This window comes from Pontibacter litorisediminis (genome assembly GCF_029360645.1).
Taxonomy (GTDB): domain Bacteria; phylum Bacteroidota; class Bacteroidia; order Cytophagales; family Hymenobacteraceae; genus Pontibacter; species Pontibacter litorisediminis.
Genome location: NZ_JARDUA010000007.1, coordinates 145,366 through 166,519, shown reverse-complemented (window position 1 = coordinate 166,519; position 21,154 = coordinate 145,366). Strand labels below are relative to the sequence as shown.

The window sequence follows — 21,154 nt, the reverse complement described above, 5'->3', positions numbered from 1 at the left end:
GCTCCCTTTTTCATACCTCATACTTCAATTCCCTAAATGTTCTCGGCAAACGGAATTGGGAAGAGCTCCCATACGTCATCCCCTTCCCGGTCCACGGGCAGTTCGTCCAGGCGATCGTAACGGCGCACGTCTATCCAGCGGTGCCCTTCAAAGAACAGCGAGTAGCGGCGCTGGTAGAGCATTTCATCGATCAGCGCCGCCTGGGTAACAGGCCCGCCGTACGGCTGCAAGCCATGCCTTGTGCGAATGATGTTCAGCGCATTCACCGCCTCTTCTAAATCACCCGTCTGAATGTTGGCCTCGGCGTAGATAAGGATCAGTTCCTCGTTGCGGATGATGGGCGCTGGGGCCGTATTGCTCTTGTACACCCATACATCGTATGCGCCGCTAAGGCCCCGCTGGGTGGCAGCCTGCGCCCGCTGCGACACTTTAGACAGACGGTCATCCCCCGGCGTGGCATCCGAGACAAAGGTTGGCTGCGCCACACGCACCTCCCCCGCCGCATTCTGCGGGTAGTAAAGCGGGTTGAGCTGATCGCCTGCACCTGTGCCGAAGATGTAATACACGCCTCTGTCAAACTCACCGTTTAGGTCGAAGAAAGACGCCTCCAGGTTTTCCAGGGCCTCAGTCCAATTCTCCCTGTACACGGACACCCTTGCAGCAAGGGCTCTGTTGAACTGCAGGAACGTCTCAGGCGTGTTGAACCCGGCAAAGCCACTGGACAGCGGGAACAGGAAACTGTCTCCGGCCTGTTCCAAATGGCCTTTTGCCTCGTCCAACAGCGCCGTAATGGCGGCCAGCGCCTCTTCTCTGCCCACTACCGGCCCCAGGTTGTCGGGGTCGTTTACGTCTATCCGTATACCATTATCATAGGTCATGGTCAGGTTCAGCAGCAGCTGGTGCGCTTTAATGGTTTTCGCAAACCCCAGGTATCCCTGCCGCTGCGCTTCCGTGATCTTGCCCGCGCTTACCATGCTGTTATCGCTCAAGATGTCAAGCAGCACGTTCAGGTTCTTCACCACCCGGTACCTGCTCGACCAGGGGTTGGTGATATAGAAGGTGTTGTTGTTTAGCACGTTGCTGCCGGAACCCAGCAGGTCGGTAGTAAAGCGGGGGTCTGAGGCGGAGAAGCGGTACACCTCCCGCCCTACCACACTCACCGCATCGTAGTAGGTGCCCAAACTGTTGCGCATGCCCGACTCAGCACCCACCACCAGGTTGTTAAGCTGCCCTACGGTGGTGTTCTCCCGTATGTCCTCAATCGTAGAGTTGTTGGGGTCCGGCACGTCGTCTATTTCGCAGGCGGGCAGGGTTAGGCACAGTGCCAGCAAGCCCAGAACGTTGGTGGTTAGTTTTCTATATCTTTTCATAGTGGGTCCTTTTGATTAAAAGCCAATAGATAAATGGAAGAAGTAGCGCTTGGATGGCGGAAACGGAGTCACGTCCACACCTGTAGACAGGCCGTTGCTGCCGAAGTTAGATACTTCAGGATCATAGCCAGAATAGTCGGTGATAGTGAACAGGTTGTTGGCAGAGGCTCCCACGCGCACGTTCTGCAGCAGGTTGCCGAAAACGGTGCTCAACGCTGATTTCGGGATAGTATAGTAAAGGCCGATTTCGCGCAGGCGCAGGTAAGAGGCATCCTGCACCCACGTCTCGGCAGTGCCGGAGCTAAGCCTGTCCTCTCCGTTGATCACGCCGTCGCCGTCGTCATCCTCGTCGTAGTCTGCCGAGGTACCGCTGGCGTCGAAAAGCAACTGCGTCAGGTTCACGTTGTCCCCTCCCTTCTTCCAGTGGAGCAGGAACGAGAAAGTCAGGTTCTGCTTGATGGTAAAGAAGTTGTGGAAGTTCATCTGGAAGTCCGGCGTGGCATCGCCGATCTTTCGGACCTCACCGTCTGCCGTTGCCCCCACAATCTGGGTGGCCGATGCCCCCTCTTCTATAAAGTAGGTTCCGTAACCGCTACCGAAGGCGCCCAGCGCAAATGGCTCAATGTCGAGCTGCGTGATCTTGGAGCGGTTTACCCAGTAGCTCGTCTTCGAGTCCCATTTCAGGCTAGGGGTTTCCAACGGAATCAGGTTAAGGGCCAACTCTATACCTCTGTTGCGCAGTTCACCACCGTTCACAACCCGTGTGGTTGAGCCGGAGGAAGGCTCAGTGTTCTGAAACAGGATTAGGTTCTCTACCTGCTTGTTGTACACGGTCGCCTCCAGGATCACCCTGCTATTGAACAGGCCCAGGTCTATACCCGCCTCCAGCTCCTTCTGGCGTTCCTGCTCAATGTTACTGTTGCCGCGCTGCAAGGCGATGATGACACCTGGCGTACCGCCTATGTTGGAAGGAACGAAAGAAGTATACTTTGCCCCGAACGGTGGGAAGCCCCCCGCCTCACCATAGGCGCTGCGCAGCTTCAGCAGGCTCACGGCCTCCACGTTCCAAAAGTCGAAGTTAGCCACGTTCAGCGCAAGCGAGAACTTCGGGAAGGCTTGGAACTCGTTCGGGTCTGCGTTATTGGACGACTTGTCCAGGCGCAGGCCGGCCGTGGCAATAATGCGGTCGCGGAAGTTCACCTCCTCCTGAAAGAACAAGCCCTTGTTCCGTTCGATCAAGCGGGTCTGTGAGATATCGAGCGCCCCCGCCTGGTCGAGGTTCGTCTGCCCCTCCACCAGTTGGGTGGCCACGTTCAGCGTTTGGTCCTGGTTAAAGTTCTCGCGTGTGGCGCCTACCGTGGTTGTCAGGAACAAGGTGTTATCGGCCAGGTCAAGGTTGTTCACCAGGAAAGCCGCGAAGTTGGTGTTCAGGTTATAGTTGTTGCCCTGGATAGAGGCGCCGTTGGTGCCGTTGCCGTTAGACTGGAATTGCAGCAGGCTTGGGAAAATCGCTCTGGTCTTAAGATTGTAAAAGTCCAGGCCGCCGCGCAGCACCAGCTTGGTAGAGGTCTTATCAGTTTCGTGCAGGTAGGCGTTTACGGTTAGGCCGCCAATAAAACGGTTGGTAAGCTCATTATTGGTGATCAGGTCGCGGGTCTGCAGAAAGTTAGAGGAGGCAAAGGGGTTGTTGGGGTAAATGCCGTTCTCGTCGGGGAAGAGGTTCGCAAAGCTCGGCGTAGAAGATAGAGCCACCCCGTAGGAAACGCCTGCGTTATCGTTGTTGGTGAGGCCGCGGTCGGCGGAGGAGTTAATATAGTTGGTGCTCAGGCTAAAATCGAAACGCTTGGAGATGGTATGATCGAGGTTAAAGCGCAGCGACTTCTTCTCATACCCGGTGTTCTTGATAATCCCCTCCTCATCCTGTATTAAACCGCCCACAAAGAAGCGGGTCTTGTCGTCTCCACCGCTCACGTTCAGGCGCGTGGTGTAGAGCATACCTTCGTTGCCGTAAAGCTCCTCTTCGTAGTCTATCAACCGCCCGGCATCGCGGGCCTCCCGGAACATCTGCAGGATCGCCTCATTGTTGTTGTAGGTAGAGCGTACGCGCTCCTCCGTAAGCGGGCGCATTCCCAGCAGGTTAGATACCGTGGCCACGCCAATGTCCTGAGAGAAGTTCACCACGGTTTTGCCCACGGCTCCGCGCTTGGTGGTGATCACTACCACGCCCGCTGAGGCCAGAGAGCCATAGATAGCCGCGGCAGAAGCTCCTTTGAGGAACTCGATGCTCTCGATATCGTCCGGGTTCAGGTCCGCGATGCGGTTAGATGGGTTATCCTGGGTCGAGGTGTTGCCCTGTGTGCTAGCCGCCGTCACGGCATTCAGACCGCTCGAGATCGAGGAGTTGTCCATGATGATGCCGTCGATAACATAGAGGGGCTCCGCTTCGCCGAAGATGGAGGTGATACCGCGCATTTTCACCGAGATACCACCACCCGGTGCACCGGAGCTGGTTACCACATTGGCTCCAACCACCTTGCCACTAATGGCTCCGTCCAAAGTCTGCGGGTTGGTGGTACCCACAAGCTCCTTCGTATTCAGGGCAGTCACGGCGTTGGCGGCGTTAGCCCTTTTCACGGTAGTAGCCAGGCCTGTCACCACGACCTCCTGCAGGTTGGTGGTTCTTTCCTGCAGCTGCACGTCGAGCTTCGTCATGTTCGAAGATACCTCCCGCGTCTGCGGCACATACCCCAGAAACGAGAACGTAAGTCTGTTAGCACCTGCAGGCAGCGCGATCATGTAATTTCCCTGTGCATCAGTGGTAGTGCCTGTGGTAGTTCCTACCACGATCACACTAACGCCGGGCAGAGGGGTGCCGGCGCCGGCATCGGTTACGGTGCCGCTTACGTTTGTCTGAGCGAGCAAGGCAAACGGCAGCACCCAAAGCAGCAGTAGCAGCTTCAAGAAGTAGCTTTTCTTCATAGAATTTCAGTTAAGATGGTAGAATGGGAGTGAGTCAGATATACTTATCCTGCTATATCTCAGCAGGTATACGACAAAACAATACAGAAGTATAAGATATCTAATAATTTGTTTACTTATTAATACTTCTACTACTTACCCCCTGCCTCGTGGCTTCTTGTGCAGCATGCCTGCTATTGGCTCCAGCAAAGGCAATAAAAAAGCCGCAACCATACCTGGCGCGGCTTTCCTGTGGGGAGGGTGCTAAGGCTATCCCACCAATTGGTCTACAAACTGCACATACTCTGCGCGAGCCTCTTCCGGGCTTTTGCCTTCCTGCTTTTTCCAGGCATCCCACTTGGCGATGTTCTTAAAGTCAAAGCCGCCCGGGCGCTCGGTGTTCACGTCGCCTTCAGTGGCCTGCTTGTACAGGGCGTATAGCTTCAGCAGCACATCGTTGCTGGGGCGCTCGCTTAGGGTTTTAGACTTTGCTACAGCGTTTTCGAATTCTTCTTGTGTGGCCATATGTTATATTTTGTTCATTACAGTTAATGGAACAAGTTAGCAAAAAACAGCTCTGCATGCATAACGTTTTAGCCATTTTGTTTGCTGAAGAAATTATATAAATTTAGACACCCGTAGCGGCACCAAAGCAACTGCTCCGGAAATGAATGTCATCCTAACGCATCATACTATGAAATACCTGAAGCCTAAAGCGTCCGCCTCGGCATCGCTTCTGCTTGCCTGCCTGGTGGCAGGCTCCGGTTGCTCATCCAGCAACACTGGCAGCAACACAACTGCTGCTTCCACGGCAACAGCCACTACCGAGGCCGTTGCCGTCCGCAACGAGCCGCAGCCACCGGTGGCCAAGAAAGTACCCAAGGAGCTAACCATGCACGGCGACACCCGCGTGGACAACTACTATTGGCTAAACGAGCGGGAGAACCCGGAGGTGATCTCTTACCTGGAGGCTGAGAACGCCTACACCAAGCAAATGCTGGCTCAGACGGAAGACTTGCAGGAGCAGCTGTACGGCGAGATCGTGGGCCGCATCAAGCAAACAGATGAGTCGGTGCCCTACAAAGACAACGGCTACTGGTACTTTGTGCGCTACGAAGAAGGCAAAGAGTACCCGATCTACGCCCGAAAGAAAGGCACCATGGAGGCACAGGAGCAGGTGATGCTGAACGCCAACGAGCGCGCGGAGGGCCAGAGCTACTACAACGCCACCGGCCTGGGCGTGAGCCCCAACAACCAACTGCTGGCCTTCGGCGAGGACACCGTGAGCCGACGCAAGTACACGATCCGCTTTAAGAACCTGCAGACCGGCGAGCTGTTGGCCGACGCCATCCCCAACACGACCGGCGGCGCCGTTTGGGCCAACGACAACAAAACGGTTTATTACTCGGTAAAGGACCCGGCCCTGCGCTCTTTCAAGATCTTCAAGCATACGCTTGGCACCCCTGCCTCGCAGGACCAGGAGGTCTTCCACGAGGCAGACGAGACCTTCAGCACCTACGTGTTCAAAACCAAGTCCGACAAGTACATCATGATCGGCAGCCACAGCACCATGGCGCAGGAGTACCGCTTCCTGGATGCCAACAACCCCAACGGTAAGTTTAAGGTGATACAGCCGCGCGAGCGTGGCCTGGAGTACAGCGTGGACCACTTCGGCGACAACTTCTACATCGTAACCAACAAGGATGGCGCCACTAACTTTAAGCTGATGCAGACCCCGGTCAGCAAGCCGGGCAAGGAGAACTGGAAAGAGCTGCTTCCGCACCGCGAGGATGTGCTGTTGGAGGGGATTGAGATCTTCAAAGATTACCTGGCACTGCAGGAGCGCAAAAACGGCCTTACCCAAATCCGGGTAAGAAGCTGGAAAGACCCTAAAAACGATTACTACATCAATTTTGATGAGGAGGCCTATACTGCCTACATCGGCAACAACCCTGACTTCGACAGCAAGGAATTGCGCTTTGGCTATACGTCGCTTACCACCCCCTACTCCACCTACGACTACAACATGCAGACCAAGGAGCGCGAGCTGCTGAAGCGCGATGAGGTGGTTGGCGATTTCGACCCGAACAACTATGAGGCCAAGCGCCTGTATGCCACCGCCGACGACGGCACCAAGATCCCTATCTCGCTGGTGTACCGCAAGGGAGTTGCACTGAACGGTGATAACCCGACGCTGCTTTACGCTTATGGCTCTTATGGCAACAGCATGAACCCTGGCTTCAGCTCCGTGCGGCTCAGCCTGCTGGACCGTGGCTTTGTGTATGCCATTGCCCACATCCGTGGTGGTCAGGAAATGGGCCGCCAGTGGTATGAGAATGGCAAGTTGCTGAAGAAGAAGAACACCTTCACTGACTTTATCGATGCCTCGGAGTACCTGATCGAGCAGAAGTACACGAACCCGGACAAGCTGTTTGCCATGGGCGGCAGCGCTGGTGGCTTGTTAATGGGTGCCGTGGTGAACATGCGGCCGGAGCTGTACAAAGGCGTTATCGCAGCCGTTCCGTTTGTGGACGTGGTTACGACCATGCTCGACACCAGCATCCCGCTGACGACCGGTGAGTTTGACGAGTGGGGCAATCCAGCCAACAAGGAGTACTACGATTATATGCTCTCCTACTCGCCGTACGATAATGTAGAGGCCAAGGCATACCCGAACATGCTCGTTACCACCGGCCTCCACGACTCGCAGGTGCAGTATTGGGAGCCGGCTAAGTGGGTAGCCAAGCTGCGCGAGATGAAGACAGATGACAACATGCTGCTGCTGCACACCAACATGGAGGCCGGCCACGGCGGTGCCTCCGGTCGTTTCCAGCGCTACAAGGAGACTGCCCTGCAGTATGCCTTCCTGCTGAACCTGCTGCAGCAGGAGAACCAGTAACTGGAAAGTATAACATGTATAAAAAAGGAGGCGAGCTGATTGGCTCGCCTCCTTTTTTATACTTACCGCTCTCTGATGCGCTCCCCTTCCTCTTTCCTCCTGCTGGCGTGTGTTTGCAACTCGTTCCTTTTTATATCCTCGGATTTGTAATCCGAATGGCTTGAAAAGCCATGCTTGCTTCATTTATACTTTCTTAGCCCCTGCTTCCTGCAATCAGAGCCAAGCTATCCTTACTAGCTACCGTTCACCCACGGACTTACAAGCGGCTCGTTTCATTTCTGGCCTTGGCTCCCTCCAGGCCGGGAGGCCTCGTCTTGGGGGTAGGGGCCCTCGATAAGGGCATCGCGCTGGGAGCTTTTCTTGCTCTCGTGCCTCGGGCTGCCTCGCCTCCGGCTCGGCACCGGAAATCTAGAAGGCGCTCAACCCAAAGACTGGGTATCATTCCAATAGCCACAGCTGACGGAGCTGGAGCTGAACTACCTCCCCTGTTTTTAGGGTACGAGGATCATCTGCCGGACTATTCCCCTCCTCTGGACTAGTCAAAACGCGAGTTTTGAGCTAGCGAACGTAGCTCTCTAGGGTAGTAAGAACGGTACTACAAAAAGCCAAATGAACTTTCCATAACCAAGATCCTACGACTTTGGCGAGCCCTTCAGCCCTAGATCTTTAACCCTATCCCGAATCTTCTTCATAAACTCCTCGCCCGGGTCCACTTTTTGGGTTCTGTAACCGGTGTCTACCTCCCTCCACAGGGGATGACCTTCAAAGTCCTGGTACTCATAGTGCCCGATCAAATACTCAATGTCATACTTGCCCTTCAGGTACCGCACCAGGTCCTCATTTGCTTGCAGCTGTGCTTTGGTCAGGCCCTCCTGGCCGCCTCCTACGTTCTCTACACCAATGGCACAGTGGTTCAGGCCGATAACGTGGCGGGCAAAGGCGGTGTCGGGTAGCTGGCGGTAAACGGTGCCGTCCCTGTCCACCAGAAACTGGGCGGAGACATTCAGGTTGCTTGCTGCCCCGATCTCGGTACGGGCGCCAGGCAGCAGTGTAGGATTCATGGCGGCGAAAGACCGCTCTAGTGTAGGTATGGCCGTCCAGTGCAACACGATTATCTTGGGCTCTATGTAGGGGGCATCTTGCTGCATGTTGTACCGAGCCTGCATGTACTCGAGCGAGAGCTGCTTGCGTTCGGCATCAAAAACAATGGGCTTCTCGACTATCTGGAACGCCGGCCTAGCGCAGGCGCTTAACAGCAGCAAGCCTGTGGCGCTGGCTTGCACGGCCGCTCTCCTCCACAACGAGGCGCTATGAATCATTTTCATGTAAGGATTTGATTTACTTTCTTCTCTGTATACTATTTTGGCTCAAGCCGATAATCGCTTACCTCCACGTAATGCTCCTTCGCCCGCCGGGCCTCCTGCTCCGCCTCTTCCTTCCGGCCAAACTTCTTTAACAGCAAAGCCCTGTTCTTATGGCACTCTGCCACCACATAGGAGTCAGGGAATGAGCGGGCCGAGCGCGTGAAAAGTTCATAAGCCTGCTGCCAGGAGGCGGTGTCATTCCGCTCCAGCAGCGCAAGTCCCTTTACATAGTCCTGGCGCCAAAGCCGTGCTGTTTCGCTCATGCGCTCGGCCTCCTGGAAAGCCCTAAAGGGAGGCAGGTTAACCAGGGAATTTTTAGGTAGTACAGCCGGAACAGACTCGCTGAAGAAGGCCTCCAGCGCAGCGACATAGGCCTGGGCTTCCCGCCGGTTGTACTTCCGCTTCTTCAGCCGCCTCTCCTCCGCTGCGTTCGTGAAGAAGGAGGCCTCTGCAATCGCCCCAGGTATACCGTAGGTGTCCCGCAGCACTTTGGTACCTGCCCCGGCAAAGATCGTGTGGTCCGACGCCAGGCTTACGGGTGTGCTGCCTTTGTAAAGGGATGCTGCAAGTGCTTGGGCTATCTTTTTGCCCAAAGCTACACTGGCCTTATTTTCAGATGCGTTGCCATGAAAGTAGATGATGGGGAAATTCACTTCAGGGTCGGCCGTTGCGTTGTGGTGCACCGACAGGAAAACGTCTGCCTCATTTTGAAGCGCCAGCTGCGCGCGGTCTGCCAACGGAACGTTGTCGTCGGCCGTGCGCGTCATCAACACTTTTGCCCCTTTCTCCTCCAGCATTTTCTGCAGCAGCAACGCCACCCGCAGGTTAATCCACTCCTCCCGCTCCCCGGCAGGCCCGGCACGGTAACTGTCCGTCTCGGCGGTGCCCCCGTGCCCGGCATCCAGGCAGATCACCTTCCCGGCCAGCGGGCCGGCCTTCTCCTGGGCCAGTAGGGGCTGATGCACCAGTTGAAGCAGGATAACCAGTAGTAAGGAGCAGAGGTTATTTTTCATGGTCATGGAGGGCAACTTATACTTAGGGAGTGGCTATTTGATGAGCTTCGGGTCGACGTAGGTGCCGTAGCGGGTGGCATTGCCCATGCGCCAGAAGTACCCGTACAGCACCTCCGACAGCGCCTCCACGGTATCCTCGGCCTGGTCTTTCACCTTGTAGCTCTCCATCACCGCCACGGCGTAAGGCCGCTCTGGCAGCAGCACCAGTGCCCACTCCGTTGATACGCCGTTCAGCACGCCCGGTTTAAACGCAAGCGGCACCTCCTCCGGCAGCCCGGGAGCAAGCCGGCTGGTTTGGCGGTCTGTCTTTTTCAGGATAGAGATGATTTCCTCTGATGTGGCTTTGCTAAGGAACTCGCCCTTGTACAGCAACTGCAGCAGTCTGGCGGCATCGGCCGGGGTAGACAGGTTCTCCTCGCCCCTGCCCGAGGCCGCCGCATTGATCATCTTGCGCTGCACCTGCGTGTGCTTCGCCCCCAGCGCCTGCAGCATGGTGTTTATCTCTTTCATACCCACCAGGTCGATGAGTGCGTTGGTGGCCGTGTTATCGCTCAGCGTGATCATCAGCACCCCCAAATCATAAATGCTCATCGGCGGAATCGTTTTCAGGTTTTGGAGCACACCGGTTCCGGCCACTACCTCCTTGGCGGTTACCTTCCGGGTGTCCGACAGGGAGAACTTGCCCTCCTGCGCCTGCTTGTACACGTTCATCAGGATAGGGATTTTGATGGCGCTAGCCTGCGGAAACACTACATCGGCATTGAAAGAGAACGTGTCGCCGGTCGTAAGGTCCACAGCCACAAGTCCGGTTACAGCCGGCGAGCGGCTGATGATCTCGCTTAGTTGCTTCTCGGTTTGTTGCCGCAGTACTTGCTGGGCGGAGGTTTGTGCCATCGTGTTTAAAGGTATACTTAGCAGGGCCAGCACCAGGCTGATGAGGGAAAGCTTCTTCATACGTCAATATAGCAAAAAGAAAGTCCTCCTGAAAAGAAGGACTTTATGGTCCGCGGATCGCCCTACTTACTGCACCTTCAGCACGATCTTGCCAAACTGCTTGCTTTCCTCCATGTAGCGCATGGCCTCCTCCACTTTCTCCAGCGGGTACACAATGTCCACCACCGGCCTGACTTCCTTCTCCTCCACAAACTTCATCATCGCGCCAAAGTCCTCGGCCGTACCCATGGTGCTGCCGAAAATAGAGAGCTGCTTCCAGAACAGCTCAGCTGGGTTGAGCTGCCCGATGAGGCCTGTGGTACCGCCGTACATGCCAATGCGCCCGCCTGGCTTGGCCAGCTTCACCAACTGCACAAATCCCTCCCCGGCCGCGCTGTCGATGATCACCTCAAAGCCTCCGGTCTGTGCCTTAAGTTCTTTGCCCCAGTTTTCCCGCTTATAGTTTACACCGCCGGCAGCCCCCAGGTCCTGCGCTAGGCCCAGCTTCTCCTCCGAGCCGGAGGTTACCCAAACCTCTGCCCCGGCGGCAATAGCGAATTGTATGGCAAACAAAGCCACGCCGCCGCCTGCACCCGTTACCAGTACCCGCTCGCCGGGCTGCAACTGGCATTTGGTAAACAGCGCACGGTAAGCCGTAACGCCAGCCAAGGGCAGGGCGGCAGCCTCCTCAAAGCTTAGGTGCAGAGGCTTCTGGTAAAGGTTGGTGGCCGGCACTTTCACGTACTCGGCAAATGCCCCGCTCTCCGGCATGCCCAGTATCTTAAACCCCTCGGAGTGGGCCCGCGGGTTATCCCCCCAATCAGTAGAAGGGTCCACCAGCACCTCCTGGCCCTGCCAGATCTTATCGACCCCCGCGCCCAGTTCTGTCACCACGCCGGCACAGTCAGAGCCAAGTATGGCCGGGTATTTTTTAATGAAGTAGCGTCCCTTCTGGATCCATACATCACGTCGGTTCAGGGCGGCGGCTTTTACCTGCACCACCACCTCCCCCGGCCCGGCAGTCGGCTTCTCTGTATCTATCAGGGTAAAGGGCTTGTTGATGTCCTCTAAGTATACTGCTTTCATGCTTTCTGCTTTTAGTGTTGATACGCACTTACCCTGACAAAGATAAGGTTTGCGGAGCGAGATGAAAGTATGGCTCCGTTGGCATTTATGCGGGCAGCGCCTATCTTGCACCCCACGCAAGTATAAAACAGAATGAACAACACAAGCTACCACATCCGCCAGGCCGCACCGGCCGACATTCCCACGTTGATGCAATTGGCAGAGGCTACCTGGGAGCCAACGTACCGCAGCATCCTACCCAGGGAGCAGATTGAGTATATGTTTGAGGTGATTTATAGCAGGCAGGCACTGGAGCAGCAGATGCAAGATGGACAGACGTTCCTGCTGCTGCAGGAGGGGGAGTTGCCGCTGGGCTTTGCCTCTTTCTCTGTGAAGGACGCGGCCGGCAAAGTATACAAGCTGAACAAGATCTACCTGCTGCCGCAAACGCAAGGCAAAGGCTACGGCAAGGTGCTGCTGCAGGCGGTGGAGCAAGAGGTAAGGCAGCGCGGCGCGGCCCTGCTGGACCTGAACGTGAACCGCTACAACCCGGCCAAAAGCTTTTATGAGCGCTGCGGCTACCAGGTGCACCGGCAGGAGGATATCCCGATCGGCCCGTATTGGATGAACGACTACATCATGCGCAAAGAACTATAAATAAAAAAGGGCGGCCTGAGGCCGCCCTTTTTGTAGCTCACTTTAAACTTATACTTGTTAGCGGTGCGCAATCGGGTCCGCATTCCCGTCTGGGTCGTTTTGCACATAACCGTCTGTCGCGATGTTGCCCAGCAACAGCAGGCCAGCCACGTGCGGAGATGCCATAGACGTACCGCTGATGGTGTTATAACCGCCACCTTTCCAGGTAGACTGGATGCTGACACCCGGGGCGCAGTAATCCACCGGTGGGTTGCCATAGTTAGAGAACGAGGCAAAGCGGTCGTTGCTGTCCATGGCAGACACCGTGTAGATGTTGGCGTGGTTAGCACGGGCCGGGGAAGAGTTGTTGGCGTGGGTGCTTTCGTTGCCGGCAGCCAGCGCAAACTTTATGCCTTTGGAGGCAGCAGCCACCACGGCGTCATCCAGGGCTTGTGAAACCGGGCCGCCAAGGCTCATGTTAGCCGCATCGCCAGCCTTACCGTTAGCAGCCACGTAGTCCACGCCAGCGATTACGCCAGAGTAAGAGCCGCTGCCACGGGAGTCAAGCACTTTTACGGCTACAACGGTAGCGTCGTAGGCCACGCCCAGCACTCCTTCTGAGTTGTTCTTAGCCCCAATAGTACCTGCCACATGCGTGCCGTGGCCATTGCCATCGTCCGCTGAGCCGGCATCCCTACCAGAGGTAAATACAGTTATACTTCTAGCCACGTCTACGTTCAGGTCTGGGTGGTCCAGGTCGATGCCAGAGTCGATTACCCAGGCAGTTTTTCCGGCACCGCTGGCAGAACCCACGCGCGTAATGCCGTAAGGCACTGTCTGACCGGCTGAGCCGCCGCCACCGCCGGTGCCTGGCTTAGCCAGCATCACCACTCTGTCCGGCTCTACGTAGTCTACACGCGGGTCACGGCGCAGCGTCTCCGCCTGGTCAGCGGTTAATTGCAGGGCAGCCCCCTTGATGGCCTGGCCATAGGCCTGCTCTACTTTAAAGTTGCTGATGCCGTTCTCGGCCAGGATGTTCTTGCTGAAGTCGCGCACCATTTCCACGCGCTGCGCATAAGTGGTGGCCTCACTTAGGCGAAGGTTCGCTCCATCCTTATATACAACAATGTACTGATTAGGAATAATTGCACCATTCTCACTTGTGGCCTGAAGCTCGGCGGCAGGATCCGCCGCATCAACTGACTCGTTGTCGCAGGCTGTGAAGGTACAAGAGAAGGTTACTGCTGCTGCTCCTAACATAAGGGAGCGCATGACACTTTTAAAATGTACTTTGTTTTTCATGTGAGAAAAATTAAAGGTGAGATAATAAATATTTATAGAACAATGATTCTAATCTATTGATATTGGATGTTATAGGCAAATTGTTTTATTAAAATATTTATCCACACTATATATAATCTGCCCTGCAGCTGCTGTAGCGCAGATTTTTATTTTTGTTTTTTTGCACCCTTTGGCTACCATCAAAAGCCTGCAGCCATACCCCTGCATCTGCTGTTACAACAAGGGGCAACCACGTCTGTACGATGTTGAATTTAAACGGGATAACATCAAACTCAACTTCTTAGAAAACTTCAAATAAAAAGAAAAGAGAGAAGCTTAAAGTTGCGGCACCACGCAACCGTAATAGTTAAAAAAGACTATCTTTAAGTAAACAAGAAAAGCACAAGCACTATGAGAAAGCCGTTCTTATCTTACCTTGGCCGGCCACTGCTACTGGCCTTCTGCCTGCTGCCATTGCTTGGCTGCAACAAGACCTCCGATGAAGCCAACACTGAAGGCACTGAAACTGTGGCTGAGGAGGAGCAAACGCTGGAGCCGCTCACCACTGAGAATGCCGTTGCCAAGCTACAGGGGTTTGGGCAAAACAACCAGGACAGCCTGGCCGTGATCAGCACGCGCCACGGAGACATTAAGGTACGCCTGTACAAGGACACGCCGCTGCACCGCGCCAACTATGTACGCCTCGCCAAGGCTGGCTTTTACGACCAGGGCGAGTTCTACCGCGTGGTAAAGGGGTTCGCCGTGCAAGGTGGGGACTCTGATGAGCGTAAGATGAGCCAGGGAGCCTACAAAATTCCGCAGGAGTTCAACCCCAAGCACATCCACAAGCGCGGGGCGCTGGCCATGGCCCGCTACGGCGACGAGCGCAACCCCGAGAAGGAGTCCTCCTCGCACAACTTCTATATCGTGACCGGCGGACCGGTAAGCAAAGAGGAGTTGCTGGCCTTTGAACAAAAGCACGGGATTGACTACACCCCGGAGCAGGAACAGACTTATTTATCTATTGGCGGCGAGCCCGGGCTGGATACCGAATACACTGTTTTTGGCGAAGTGGTGGAAGGGATGGATGTGGTGGAAAAGATAGAACAGGAGCCTGTGGACGCCTCCGACTGGCCACGCCAGGTAGTGAAGCACACGGTTAAGATTGTGAATGAATAAGGAGCACCCCTGATAAACGAGAAAGGCGCTGCAGTACTGCAGCGCCTTTCTCGTTTATACTATATAAGGTAAGTGTTACCAAATCTTGATGCGCTCCTCCTCGCTACGCACCATGGCGTCGTTCTGCTCACAGCCAAAGGCCTTGTAGAACTGCGGCATGTTGGCAACCGGTCCGTTGGTACGGAAGCGCCCCGGCGAGTGCGGGTCGGTCAGGATTTGCTGGTTCTGCGCCTCATCGCGCATGTTGATGCGCCAGATCTGCGCCCAGGCCAGGAAGAAACGCTGCTCCGGGGTAAAGCCGTCTATCTTGCCAGGGTTCTTCTCGGCAAGCGCTTTCTGCAGCGCGGTGAAGGCGATGTTCAGGCCTCCGATGTCAGCAATGTTCTCACCCAGCGTCAGTTTGCCATTCACGTGCAGGTTATCCAGCACCGAGTACTGGTTATACTGGTCCGCCACGGCTCCGGCCCTTGAGTTAAACTTCTCCAGATCTTCCTTCGTCCACCAGTCTTTCAGGTTTCCTTCAAAGTCATACTTGGCTCCCTGGTCGTCGAAGCCGTGGGTCAGCTCGTGGCCGATCACCGCGCCCATACCGCCATAGTTCACCGCGTCGTCCGCGTTCGGGTCGAAGAACGGCGGCTGCAGGATACCAGCCGGGAACACGATTTCGTTCATGCTCGGGTTATAGTAGGCGTTTACCGTTGGCGGCGACATAAACCATTCCTCTCGGTCTATGGGCTGGCCAATCTTGCCAATGTTGTCTTTAAAGGCAAACTCGCTGGCGCGCATCACATTCGCCGCATACGACTCCCGGTTTATCTCCAGCCCTGCATAATCCTCCCACTTATCGGGATAGCCGATCTTCACGGCGAAAGCCTCCAGCTTCTGCAGTGCCCGCTGCTTGGTCTCCTCCCCCATCCAGTCCAGGTCGCGCACGTGCTCTTTAAACGCCTCCTGCAGGTTGTTCACCATCTCCAGCGCCTTCTGCTTGGCCTCCGGCGAGAAGGTCTTCTGCACATACAGTTGGCCCAGGGCCTCACCAAGGGCATTGTCCGTGGCATAAAGTACGCGCTTCCAGCGTGGCTGCATCTCTTTGGCGCCGCTCAGCACTTTGCCAAAGAAGTTGAAGTTCTCCTGCACGATGTCCTGGCTCAGGTACGGCGCCATGGTGCGGGCCAGGTGCCATTGGGTATAGGTTTTCCAGTCCTGCAGGGGCACGCTCTTGAGTATGGCGTTCAGCTCCTTGAAAAAGGCCGGCTGCCCCACAATGATTTCTTTGGCGGCCGTGGCGCCCATGCTGCTCAGCAGTTGGCTCACCTTCAGGTTCGGGTTCTGGTTGGAGAACTCCTGGATGGTCATCTTGTTATAGTTGGCATAGGGGTCACGCAGCTCCACGCGTGGCTTGGAGGCCTTGGCCAGCCTCGTCTCAATACTCATCACCGTCTGCGCCTTCTTCTGGGCCGTGGCGGCATCATCCCCCATTAGCTGGAACATGTTCTGCAGGTGCTTCACATATTCCGTGCGGATGGTTTTGGAGCGCTCGTCGTCCTTCAGGTAGTAATCGCGGTCTGGCAGGCTGAGCCCTCCCTGCCCTGCCTGCAGGGCATACTGCGTGCTGACCTTGTCATCCTGCGCCACATACATGCTGAAGTACCCGCTGATGCCCTTCGTTTTGAGGTCAGCCACGGTCTTGATCAGGTCGTCGGTGCTCTTGGCCGCTTCTATCTTCTCCAGCTCCGGCTTTATGGGTTTGATGCCGGCATTATTGGCCGCCACCGAATCCACACCAACGGCATAGAAATCGCCTACCAGCTGGGCTGCAGTGCCCTTGGCGGCGGTGGAGTTGGAGGCCGCCTCGGTTAGCAGCTCGCGCAGCACGGCGTTGTTCTTCTCGGCCAGCTCGTTAAAGGAGCCCCAGCGGCTCTCGGATGCGGGAATCGGGTTGTTCTTCAGCCAGCCGCCGTTGGCATACTGGTAAAAATCCTCGCAAGGGCTAACGGTGGTGTCCAGGTTGGCCAGGTCGAGGCCCTGGCCCCGCACCGCCTCTGCAGTGCCTGCCGCACCGCCTTCTGAGCCGGAGGAGCTGCAGCCTGTCGCCAATACGCCGGCTAACATCACCGATAGGGGTAAAAAGTACTTTCTGTTCATGTTTGGTTTGTTTTGATTAAAAGGATTGGGTTGTTTACACGTTATGTCGATTCAAATTTGGGCAAAATATACACAAAGGCGCGGATTAGTAGCCGGTACACATACGGAAAACATGGCAGATTGTATACTTCCGTTAAGGGAAACAGGTCTCCACACATTTATACTTGGCCACGGCCCAGCTCCATGCGCAGGGCAGCCTCGCTGGGTACAGCTCATAAAAAACGCCCCGGTTACAAAGTATAACCGGGGCGTTTTTTAAAGTATAAACCAGCTGCCTGTTACTGCACCTGGCGGTTCTTCACGTATTTGTCCAGCCACTGGTCCATTTCCCACAGCATGTGCAGCACCGACTCCTTGGCGCGGTAGCCGTGGCTCTCAGCCGGCAGGAACACCAGGCGGGCCGTAGCCCCATGGCCCTTCAGGGCATTGTAGAAGCGCTCGCTCTGGATCGGGAAGGTACCGGAGTTGTTGTCGGACTCGCCGTGGATGAGCAGGATCGGCTCATTTACTTTGTTGGCAAACGAGAACGGAGACATCTGGAAGTATACTTCCGGGGCATCCCAATACGTGCGCTCCTCAGCCTGGAAACCGAACGGCGTCAGCGTGCGGTTGTAGGCCCCGCTACGGGCGATGCCCGCGGCAAACAAATCGGAGTGCGCCAGCAGGTTGCCCGTCATGAAAGCTCCGTAAGAGTGTCCGCCCACGGCCACGCGCTTCGGATCGGCCACGCCCATTTTCACTACCTCATCTATAGCAGCCTTGGCGCTGGACACCAGCTGCTGCACATAGGTATCGTTCGGCTGCGCATCGCCTTCTCCCACAATCGGAATGTCCGTACGGTCTAGCACAGCATAGCCCTGCGTTACCCAGAACAGCGGGGAGCCCCAGCTGATACGCGTGAACTCGTAAGGCGAGCTTTTTACCTGGCCGGCGGCAGAGGCATCCTTAAACTCGCGCGGGTAGGCCCACAGCAGCATCGGCAGCGGCGCATCCCCTTTTTTGTAGTCCTTCGGCAAGTACAGGATGGCTGTCAGGTTCACGCCGTCCTCGCGCTTATACTTCAGCATTTGCTTCTGCACGCCCTCCAGCTGCGGGTTCGGGTGCGGAAACTCGGTTACCTGCGTCAGCTTCTTGTCGTCAATGTCGCGCACAAAGTAGTTTGGCGGGTCATTTTCCGACTCCCTTCTGGTAATGATCTTCTTCTCCTTCAGGTCGATGATATCCACCGGGCGCTCATAGTATGGAGCCTCGGACCTCCACAGGATGTCCGCCTTCTTCGACTTCAGGTTAAACTCGCTCACAAACGGACGGTTGCCCTGCGGCGAGCCTCCCTCTGAGATCATGTAAATGTTTTGCTTTTTCTTATCCGTCAGCAGCACGCTGCGGCCATACTTGTTCTTGGTGAACACCGGCGAGCCTGGGTCGTTGTAATTGTCCTCGTAAGAGCGCTCGATCAGCACGGTGGCTTTAGCGGATGGCTTGGCAGGGTCTACCAGGGTGCTGCGCTCCTGGCGGGTTTTCCACCAGCGCTCGTTCACGATGGCCATGTTATCGCCCCACACTACGCCGCGGTAGCGGTACTTGGTCGCGGCCAGTTGGGCAGGCTTTCCGTTGAATGGCGCATCCAGCATGTACACGTGGTCGCGCACGGCAGCCTCTTTGTTGGCATCGCCGCCGTCCTGCGCCTCAGCCCAGTAAAGGGTAGCAGGCTTGTCGGGGCGCCAGCTGTAGCCACGTGGGCCTTTGGCCACGGCATCAAACGCAATCGGAATGTCCTCTGCCAACGGCAGCTGCGCCAGCTCTTTTACTACCTGCCCGTTGCGGTTCCATACTTCCACCTTGTAAGGGAAGTAGTAATGCGGCACCAGGTATGAGTAAGGCTTCTGCATAGTCTCCACCAACAGGTACTGCCCGTCTGGCGACGTCTCTACACTCTTGATGATGCCAGCCTGCCCTATCGGCTCCTGCTTCCCGTCCACGCCTACCAGCTTGAGCTGCGTCTGCATGTAGTAGTCGAACAGCTGCTCATCGTTGCGGTTCTTCAGCAGGTCCTGGTAGGTGCGCGATGGCTTGGCCTTGCCGATGTTCTGCTGCACGGTTGGTCCGGCAGGCACGGTAGAGGCTTTCGGCATCTCCCCGCGGTTCTCATCCACAAACTTCACTACCAGCCCTTTGCTGTCAGAAAGCCACTCGAACGGCCGCCCGCTGTAGGCATCGTTTACCGCGGCCTCTGTCAGCTTCTTCGCCTCTTTTGTACTCAGGTCGGCCACCCACAGTTCAATGCCGTTTGCCTTGGTGTTAGTAAAAGCCACGTACTTCTCGTCCGGCGACCAGGTGACGTTGGAAAGCTGCGCGTTCTGCGGCAGCCCCTTAATCGCTACCTCGTCGGCGCTGCTCACCTTCTTCAGCTTCAGGCCATTGTAGTAGTAGCCGCGGCTGGGCCCGTTGGTGGCAGGGTTGATGCGCATGCCCGCCAGGCGGCTCTCCGGCGCCGACACCTCCTCTATGCTCGGGTAGCCCGGGCTCTCGAGCAGCAGCATCCACTCGCCCTTGGCGCTTATGCTTACCGATGGCGTGTTAGGCGCCTCGATGATGGCTGCGATGGCCTCTGGTGGGCGCTGGTAGCCAATGTTTGTGTCCTGCCCGCCTTGCGCCATTGCCACAGGCGCGGCCCCGGTCAAAAGCAGTGCCCACAACAGCCGCGAGGCCACACGCTTGGCAGCTTTGTTCTTTGTAAAGTTCATGTAATGTAAGGTGTTGATAAGGGTTAAGACTAGTATCTGCTTTTAGACTGTGCCTTGCATCCAAGGTTTAACATTAATTAATATGAATCTTAAGATATAAATTTTATTTTAGTTCACTCTGAATAACCTGCCCCAACACACACTGTATATGAAAAAGAAACTGCTCTCACTCCTCGCGTTATCCCTTCTCTCGGCTCCTGCTTTTGCCCAAACCATATCCAGGCTGGACGTAGGGCCCGGGGAAACCTATGTGGTAGCGCCTGAGAACGTCTTACAGGTAGATACCCTGGTGCTGCATGAGAAGGCTACCATCCGCTTCTCACCAACCCAGCAGGGTGTTTTGCATGCCAAAGTGGCCTACATCGGAAAGAAATGTACCATATCGGCCAGAGGACTGGACGGAGCAAACGGCAGCGCGAACAACCCTGGCCAGAACGGGGAGGCTGGCGGAAACCTAAGTCTGCAGCTGCACTTGGAGCAGCTTGGCAGCCTAACCATCGACGCCAGCGGAGGAAGAGGCGGCAAGGGCGCCAACGGCAAGAACGGCAGGCAGGGCAAGCCCGACGAATACGTGACAAAAGTCAGTCGGGATGCCCATGGCAAGACGGTAAAAACTGTAGAGTTGGTACCAGGCACGCTTGGCACAAACGGCACTGACGCGACGATGGGGGGAAACGGCGGCGATGGGGGCAACATCATGCTGGTATACAGCACCAAAGGCTTTATCGCCAACTTCAACCGGGATATTCACGTGAACAACATCAACATCCTCTATAATGCGGGAGAGAGCGGAAAATCAGGCACTCCTGGCAAAGGTGGTTTCATGAGTTCGGACGGTATGGTCATCGCCTCGGAGTACAGGTCCGGCAGAGATGGCAAGGTGCAGCTGATGAACTTAAACCAGCCACAGCCCTAACGGGTTGCAAGCCAATGGCTCATGGGGTACGCCTCCGTAAAAACAGGCCCATGGCACCGTAGGCCTTTATAGACGGGTAGCCCGCTAAGCAGGGCACCAGCATACCGTTACCCCTAGTATAGCACATCCCCTACACTTTGCGTATCTTTGTTAGCGCGCAAACATGCCTTATAAATGACAAAAACAGTAGAACTCACCTCCGCCACCGGCAAGGTTTTTCTTACCGTTGCGTATGATGCAGCTAACAACTGTATCTACAACAACTGGGTGGGATACGTGAGCCCTGAAAACGTAAGGCAGGGGTCTTTGGCTGTGCTGGAAGCTATCAAGACCCACCGCACTCCCTACGGCCTGAACGACAACAGGCAGTTGGTGGGGCGCTGGGACGACTCCGTGGACTGGATTGAGAAAGAGTGGATGCCGCAGGCCATGGCGGCAGGACTGCGCTACTACGCCCATGTAGCCAACCAGGAGTCGTTTGCGGCCGCCTCTGCCGCCGATATGGTAAGCCGCACGCACGGGCTCTTTGAGATGCGAATCTTCGATAACCTGGAGAGCGCCCAAACCTGGTTGCGTGCCTGCCAACGGCAGCCGTAGGCCCTGCAGCATAAGCACCTCTTTTGGCTGTGCCTGTATACTGCTGGCACGTTA

Annotated in this window: 15 protein-coding genes; 5 read left to right on the top strand and 10 right to left on the bottom strand. The window is 56.0% G+C overall.

Annotated features, from left to right (window positions below):
• Nucleotides 1-32: 32 nt before the first annotated feature.
• The 3 genes from PXG97_RS18110 to PXG97_RS18100 all read right to left on the bottom strand — a co-directional run bounded on the left by PXG97_RS18110 (nucleotide 33) and on the right by PXG97_RS18100 (nucleotide 4,853).
• The gene (locus PXG97_RS18110; RefSeq protein WP_276499226.1) at nucleotides 33-1,370 is read right to left on the bottom strand and encodes a RagB/SusD family nutrient uptake outer membrane protein; all 1,338 of its coding nucleotides are present in this window, start codon (nucleotides 1,368-1,370) and stop codon (nucleotides 33-35) included.
• A gap of 15 nt (nucleotides 1,371-1,385) precedes the next feature.
• On the bottom strand, nucleotides 1,386-4,349 hold the full coding sequence (locus PXG97_RS18105) for a SusC/RagA family TonB-linked outer membrane protein (RefSeq protein WP_276499225.1): 2,964 nt from the start codon (nucleotides 4,347-4,349) through the stop codon (nucleotides 1,386-1,388).
• A 249-nt stretch (nucleotides 4,350-4,598) separates the two neighbouring features.
• The gene (locus tag PXG97_RS18100) at nucleotides 4,599-4,853 is read right to left on the bottom strand and encodes an acyl-CoA-binding protein (protein ID WP_276499224.1); all 255 of its coding nucleotides are present in this window, start codon (nucleotides 4,851-4,853) and stop codon (nucleotides 4,599-4,601) included.
• A gap of 169 nt (nucleotides 4,854-5,022) precedes the next feature.
• Here PXG97_RS18100 and PXG97_RS18095 point away from each other — a divergent pair, with 169 nt between their 5' ends.
• Entirely contained in the window at nucleotides 5,023-7,227 is a 2,205-nt protein-coding gene (locus PXG97_RS18095; protein WP_276499223.1) for a S9 family peptidase, read from the top strand.
• Between the two features lie 632 nt (nucleotides 7,228-7,859).
• Here the strand turns inward: PXG97_RS18095 and PXG97_RS18090 are convergent.
• The 4 genes from PXG97_RS18090 to PXG97_RS18075 all read right to left on the bottom strand — a co-directional run bounded on the left by PXG97_RS18090 (nucleotide 7,860) and on the right by PXG97_RS18075 (nucleotide 11,623).
• Nucleotides 7,860-8,552: an N-acetylmuramoyl-L-alanine amidase gene (locus tag PXG97_RS18090; RefSeq protein ID WP_338088614.1), complete on the bottom strand. Its 693-nt coding sequence runs from the start codon at nucleotides 8,550-8,552 to the stop codon at nucleotides 7,860-7,862.
• Between the two features lie 32 nt (nucleotides 8,553-8,584).
• Entirely contained in the window at nucleotides 8,585-9,604 is a 1,020-nt protein-coding gene (locus PXG97_RS18085; RefSeq protein ID WP_276499222.1) for an N-acetylmuramoyl-L-alanine amidase family protein, read from the bottom strand.
• Between the two features lie 33 nt (nucleotides 9,605-9,637).
• On the bottom strand, nucleotides 9,638-10,558 hold the full coding sequence (locus tag PXG97_RS18080) for a serine hydrolase (protein WP_276499221.1): 921 nt from the start codon (nucleotides 10,556-10,558) through the stop codon (nucleotides 9,638-9,640).
• Nucleotides 10,559-10,624: 66 nt separating this feature from the next.
• Nucleotides 10,625-11,623, bottom strand: a complete 999-nt coding sequence (locus tag PXG97_RS18075) for a zinc-binding dehydrogenase (RefSeq protein ID WP_276499220.1) — start codon at nucleotides 11,621-11,623, stop codon at nucleotides 10,625-10,627.
• Nucleotides 11,624-11,755: 132 nt separating this feature from the next.
• On the opposite strand from PXG97_RS18075, the gene PXG97_RS18070 reads away from it, so the two are divergent.
• On the top strand, nucleotides 11,756-12,259 hold the full coding sequence (locus tag PXG97_RS18070) for a GNAT family N-acetyltransferase (RefSeq protein ID WP_276499219.1): 504 nt from the start codon (nucleotides 11,756-11,758) through the stop codon (nucleotides 12,257-12,259).
• A gap of 57 nt (nucleotides 12,260-12,316) precedes the next feature.
• Here the strand turns inward: PXG97_RS18070 and PXG97_RS18065 are convergent, their stop codons facing one another.
• Complete coding sequence (locus PXG97_RS18065) at nucleotides 12,317-13,540, bottom strand: S8 family serine peptidase (RefSeq protein WP_276499218.1); 1,224 nt, start codon at nucleotides 13,538-13,540, stop codon at nucleotides 12,317-12,319.
• Nucleotides 13,541-13,930: 390 nt separating this feature from the next.
• On the opposite strand from PXG97_RS18065, the gene PXG97_RS18060 reads away from it, so the two are divergent.
• Nucleotides 13,931-14,698 (top strand): peptidylprolyl isomerase, encoded by a 768-nt coding sequence (locus PXG97_RS18060; protein WP_276499217.1) that lies wholly within the window; start codon nucleotides 13,931-13,933, stop codon nucleotides 14,696-14,698.
• Nucleotides 14,699-14,773: 75 nt separating this feature from the next.
• Here PXG97_RS18060 and PXG97_RS18055 read toward each other — a convergent pair whose 3' ends face one another.
• Both PXG97_RS18055 and PXG97_RS18050 read right to left on the bottom strand, forming a co-directional pair.
• Entirely contained in the window at nucleotides 14,774-16,843 is a 2,070-nt protein-coding gene (locus PXG97_RS18055; RefSeq protein WP_276499216.1) for a M13 family metallopeptidase, read from the bottom strand.
• 278 nt (nucleotides 16,844-17,121) lie between these two features.
• A complete protein-coding gene (locus tag PXG97_RS18050; protein ID WP_276499215.1) occupies nucleotides 17,122-19,587 on the bottom strand; it encodes a S9 family peptidase in 2,466 nt (821 codons plus the stop codon).
• A gap of 148 nt (nucleotides 19,588-19,735) precedes the next feature.
• On the opposite strand from PXG97_RS18050, the gene PXG97_RS18045 reads away from it, so the two are divergent.
• Together PXG97_RS18045 and PXG97_RS18040 are read left to right on the top strand one after the other, a co-directional pair.
• A complete protein-coding gene (locus tag PXG97_RS18045) occupies nucleotides 19,736-20,503 on the top strand; it encodes a hypothetical protein (RefSeq protein ID WP_276499214.1) in 768 nt (255 codons plus the stop codon).
• Nucleotides 20,504-20,677: 174 nt separating this feature from the next.
• Nucleotides 20,678-21,100, top strand: a complete 423-nt coding sequence (locus tag PXG97_RS18040) for an STAS/SEC14 domain-containing protein (RefSeq protein ID WP_276499213.1) — start codon at nucleotides 20,678-20,680, stop codon at nucleotides 21,098-21,100.
• Nucleotides 21,101-21,154 lie beyond the last annotated feature (54 nt).

What these genes read in the sequence shown, in the direction of transcription:
- PXG97_RS18095 (WP_276499223.1), top strand. Translation starts at nt 5,023, where the DNA reads ATGAAATACCTGAAGCCTAAAGCGTCCGCCTCGGCATCGCTTCTGCTT.
- PXG97_RS18105 (WP_276499225.1), bottom strand. Translation starts at nt 4,349, where the DNA reads ATGAAGAAAAGCTACTTCTTGAAGCTGCTACTGCTGCTTTGGGTGCTG.
- PXG97_RS18080 (WP_276499221.1), bottom strand. Translation starts at nt 10,558, where the DNA reads ATGAAGAAGCTTTCCCTCATCAGCCTGGTGCTGGCCCTGCTAAGTATA.
- PXG97_RS18090 (WP_338088614.1), bottom strand. Translation starts at nt 8,552, where the DNA reads ATGAAAATGATTCATAGCGCCTCGTTGTGGAGGAGAGCGGCCGTGCAA.
- PXG97_RS18070 (WP_276499219.1), top strand. Translation starts at nt 11,756, where the DNA reads ATGAACAACACAAGCTACCACATCCGCCAGGCCGCACCGGCCGACATT.
- PXG97_RS18100 (WP_276499224.1), bottom strand. Translation starts at nt 4,853, where the DNA reads ATGGCCACACAAGAAGAATTCGAAAACGCTGTAGCAAAGTCTAAAACC.
- PXG97_RS18055 (WP_276499216.1), bottom strand. Translation starts at nt 16,843, where the DNA reads ATGAACAGAAAGTACTTTTTACCCCTATCGGTGATGTTAGCCGGCGTA.
- PXG97_RS18060 (WP_276499217.1), top strand. Translation starts at nt 13,931, where the DNA reads ATGAGAAAGCCGTTCTTATCTTACCTTGGCCGGCCACTGCTACTGGCC.
- PXG97_RS18110 (WP_276499226.1), bottom strand. Translation starts at nt 1,370, where the DNA reads ATGAAAAGATATAGAAAACTAACCACCAACGTTCTGGGCTTGCTGGCA.
- PXG97_RS18045 (WP_276499214.1), top strand. Translation starts at nt 19,736, where the DNA reads ATGAAAAAGAAACTGCTCTCACTCCTCGCGTTATCCCTTCTCTCGGCT.
- PXG97_RS18085 (WP_276499222.1), bottom strand. Translation starts at nt 9,604, where the DNA reads ATGAAAAATAACCTCTGCTCCTTACTACTGGTTATCCTGCTTCAACTG.
- PXG97_RS18050 (WP_276499215.1), bottom strand. Translation starts at nt 19,587, where the DNA reads ATGAACTTTACAAAGAACAAAGCTGCCAAGCGTGTGGCCTCGCGGCTG.
- PXG97_RS18065 (WP_276499218.1), bottom strand. Translation starts at nt 13,540, where the DNA reads ATGAAAAACAAAGTACATTTTAAAAGTGTCATGCGCTCCCTTATGTTA.
- PXG97_RS18075 (WP_276499220.1), bottom strand. Translation starts at nt 11,623, where the DNA reads ATGAAAGCAGTATACTTAGAGGACATCAACAAGCCCTTTACCCTGATA.
- PXG97_RS18040 (WP_276499213.1), top strand. Translation starts at nt 20,678, where the DNA reads ATGACAAAAACAGTAGAACTCACCTCCGCCACCGGCAAGGTTTTTCTT.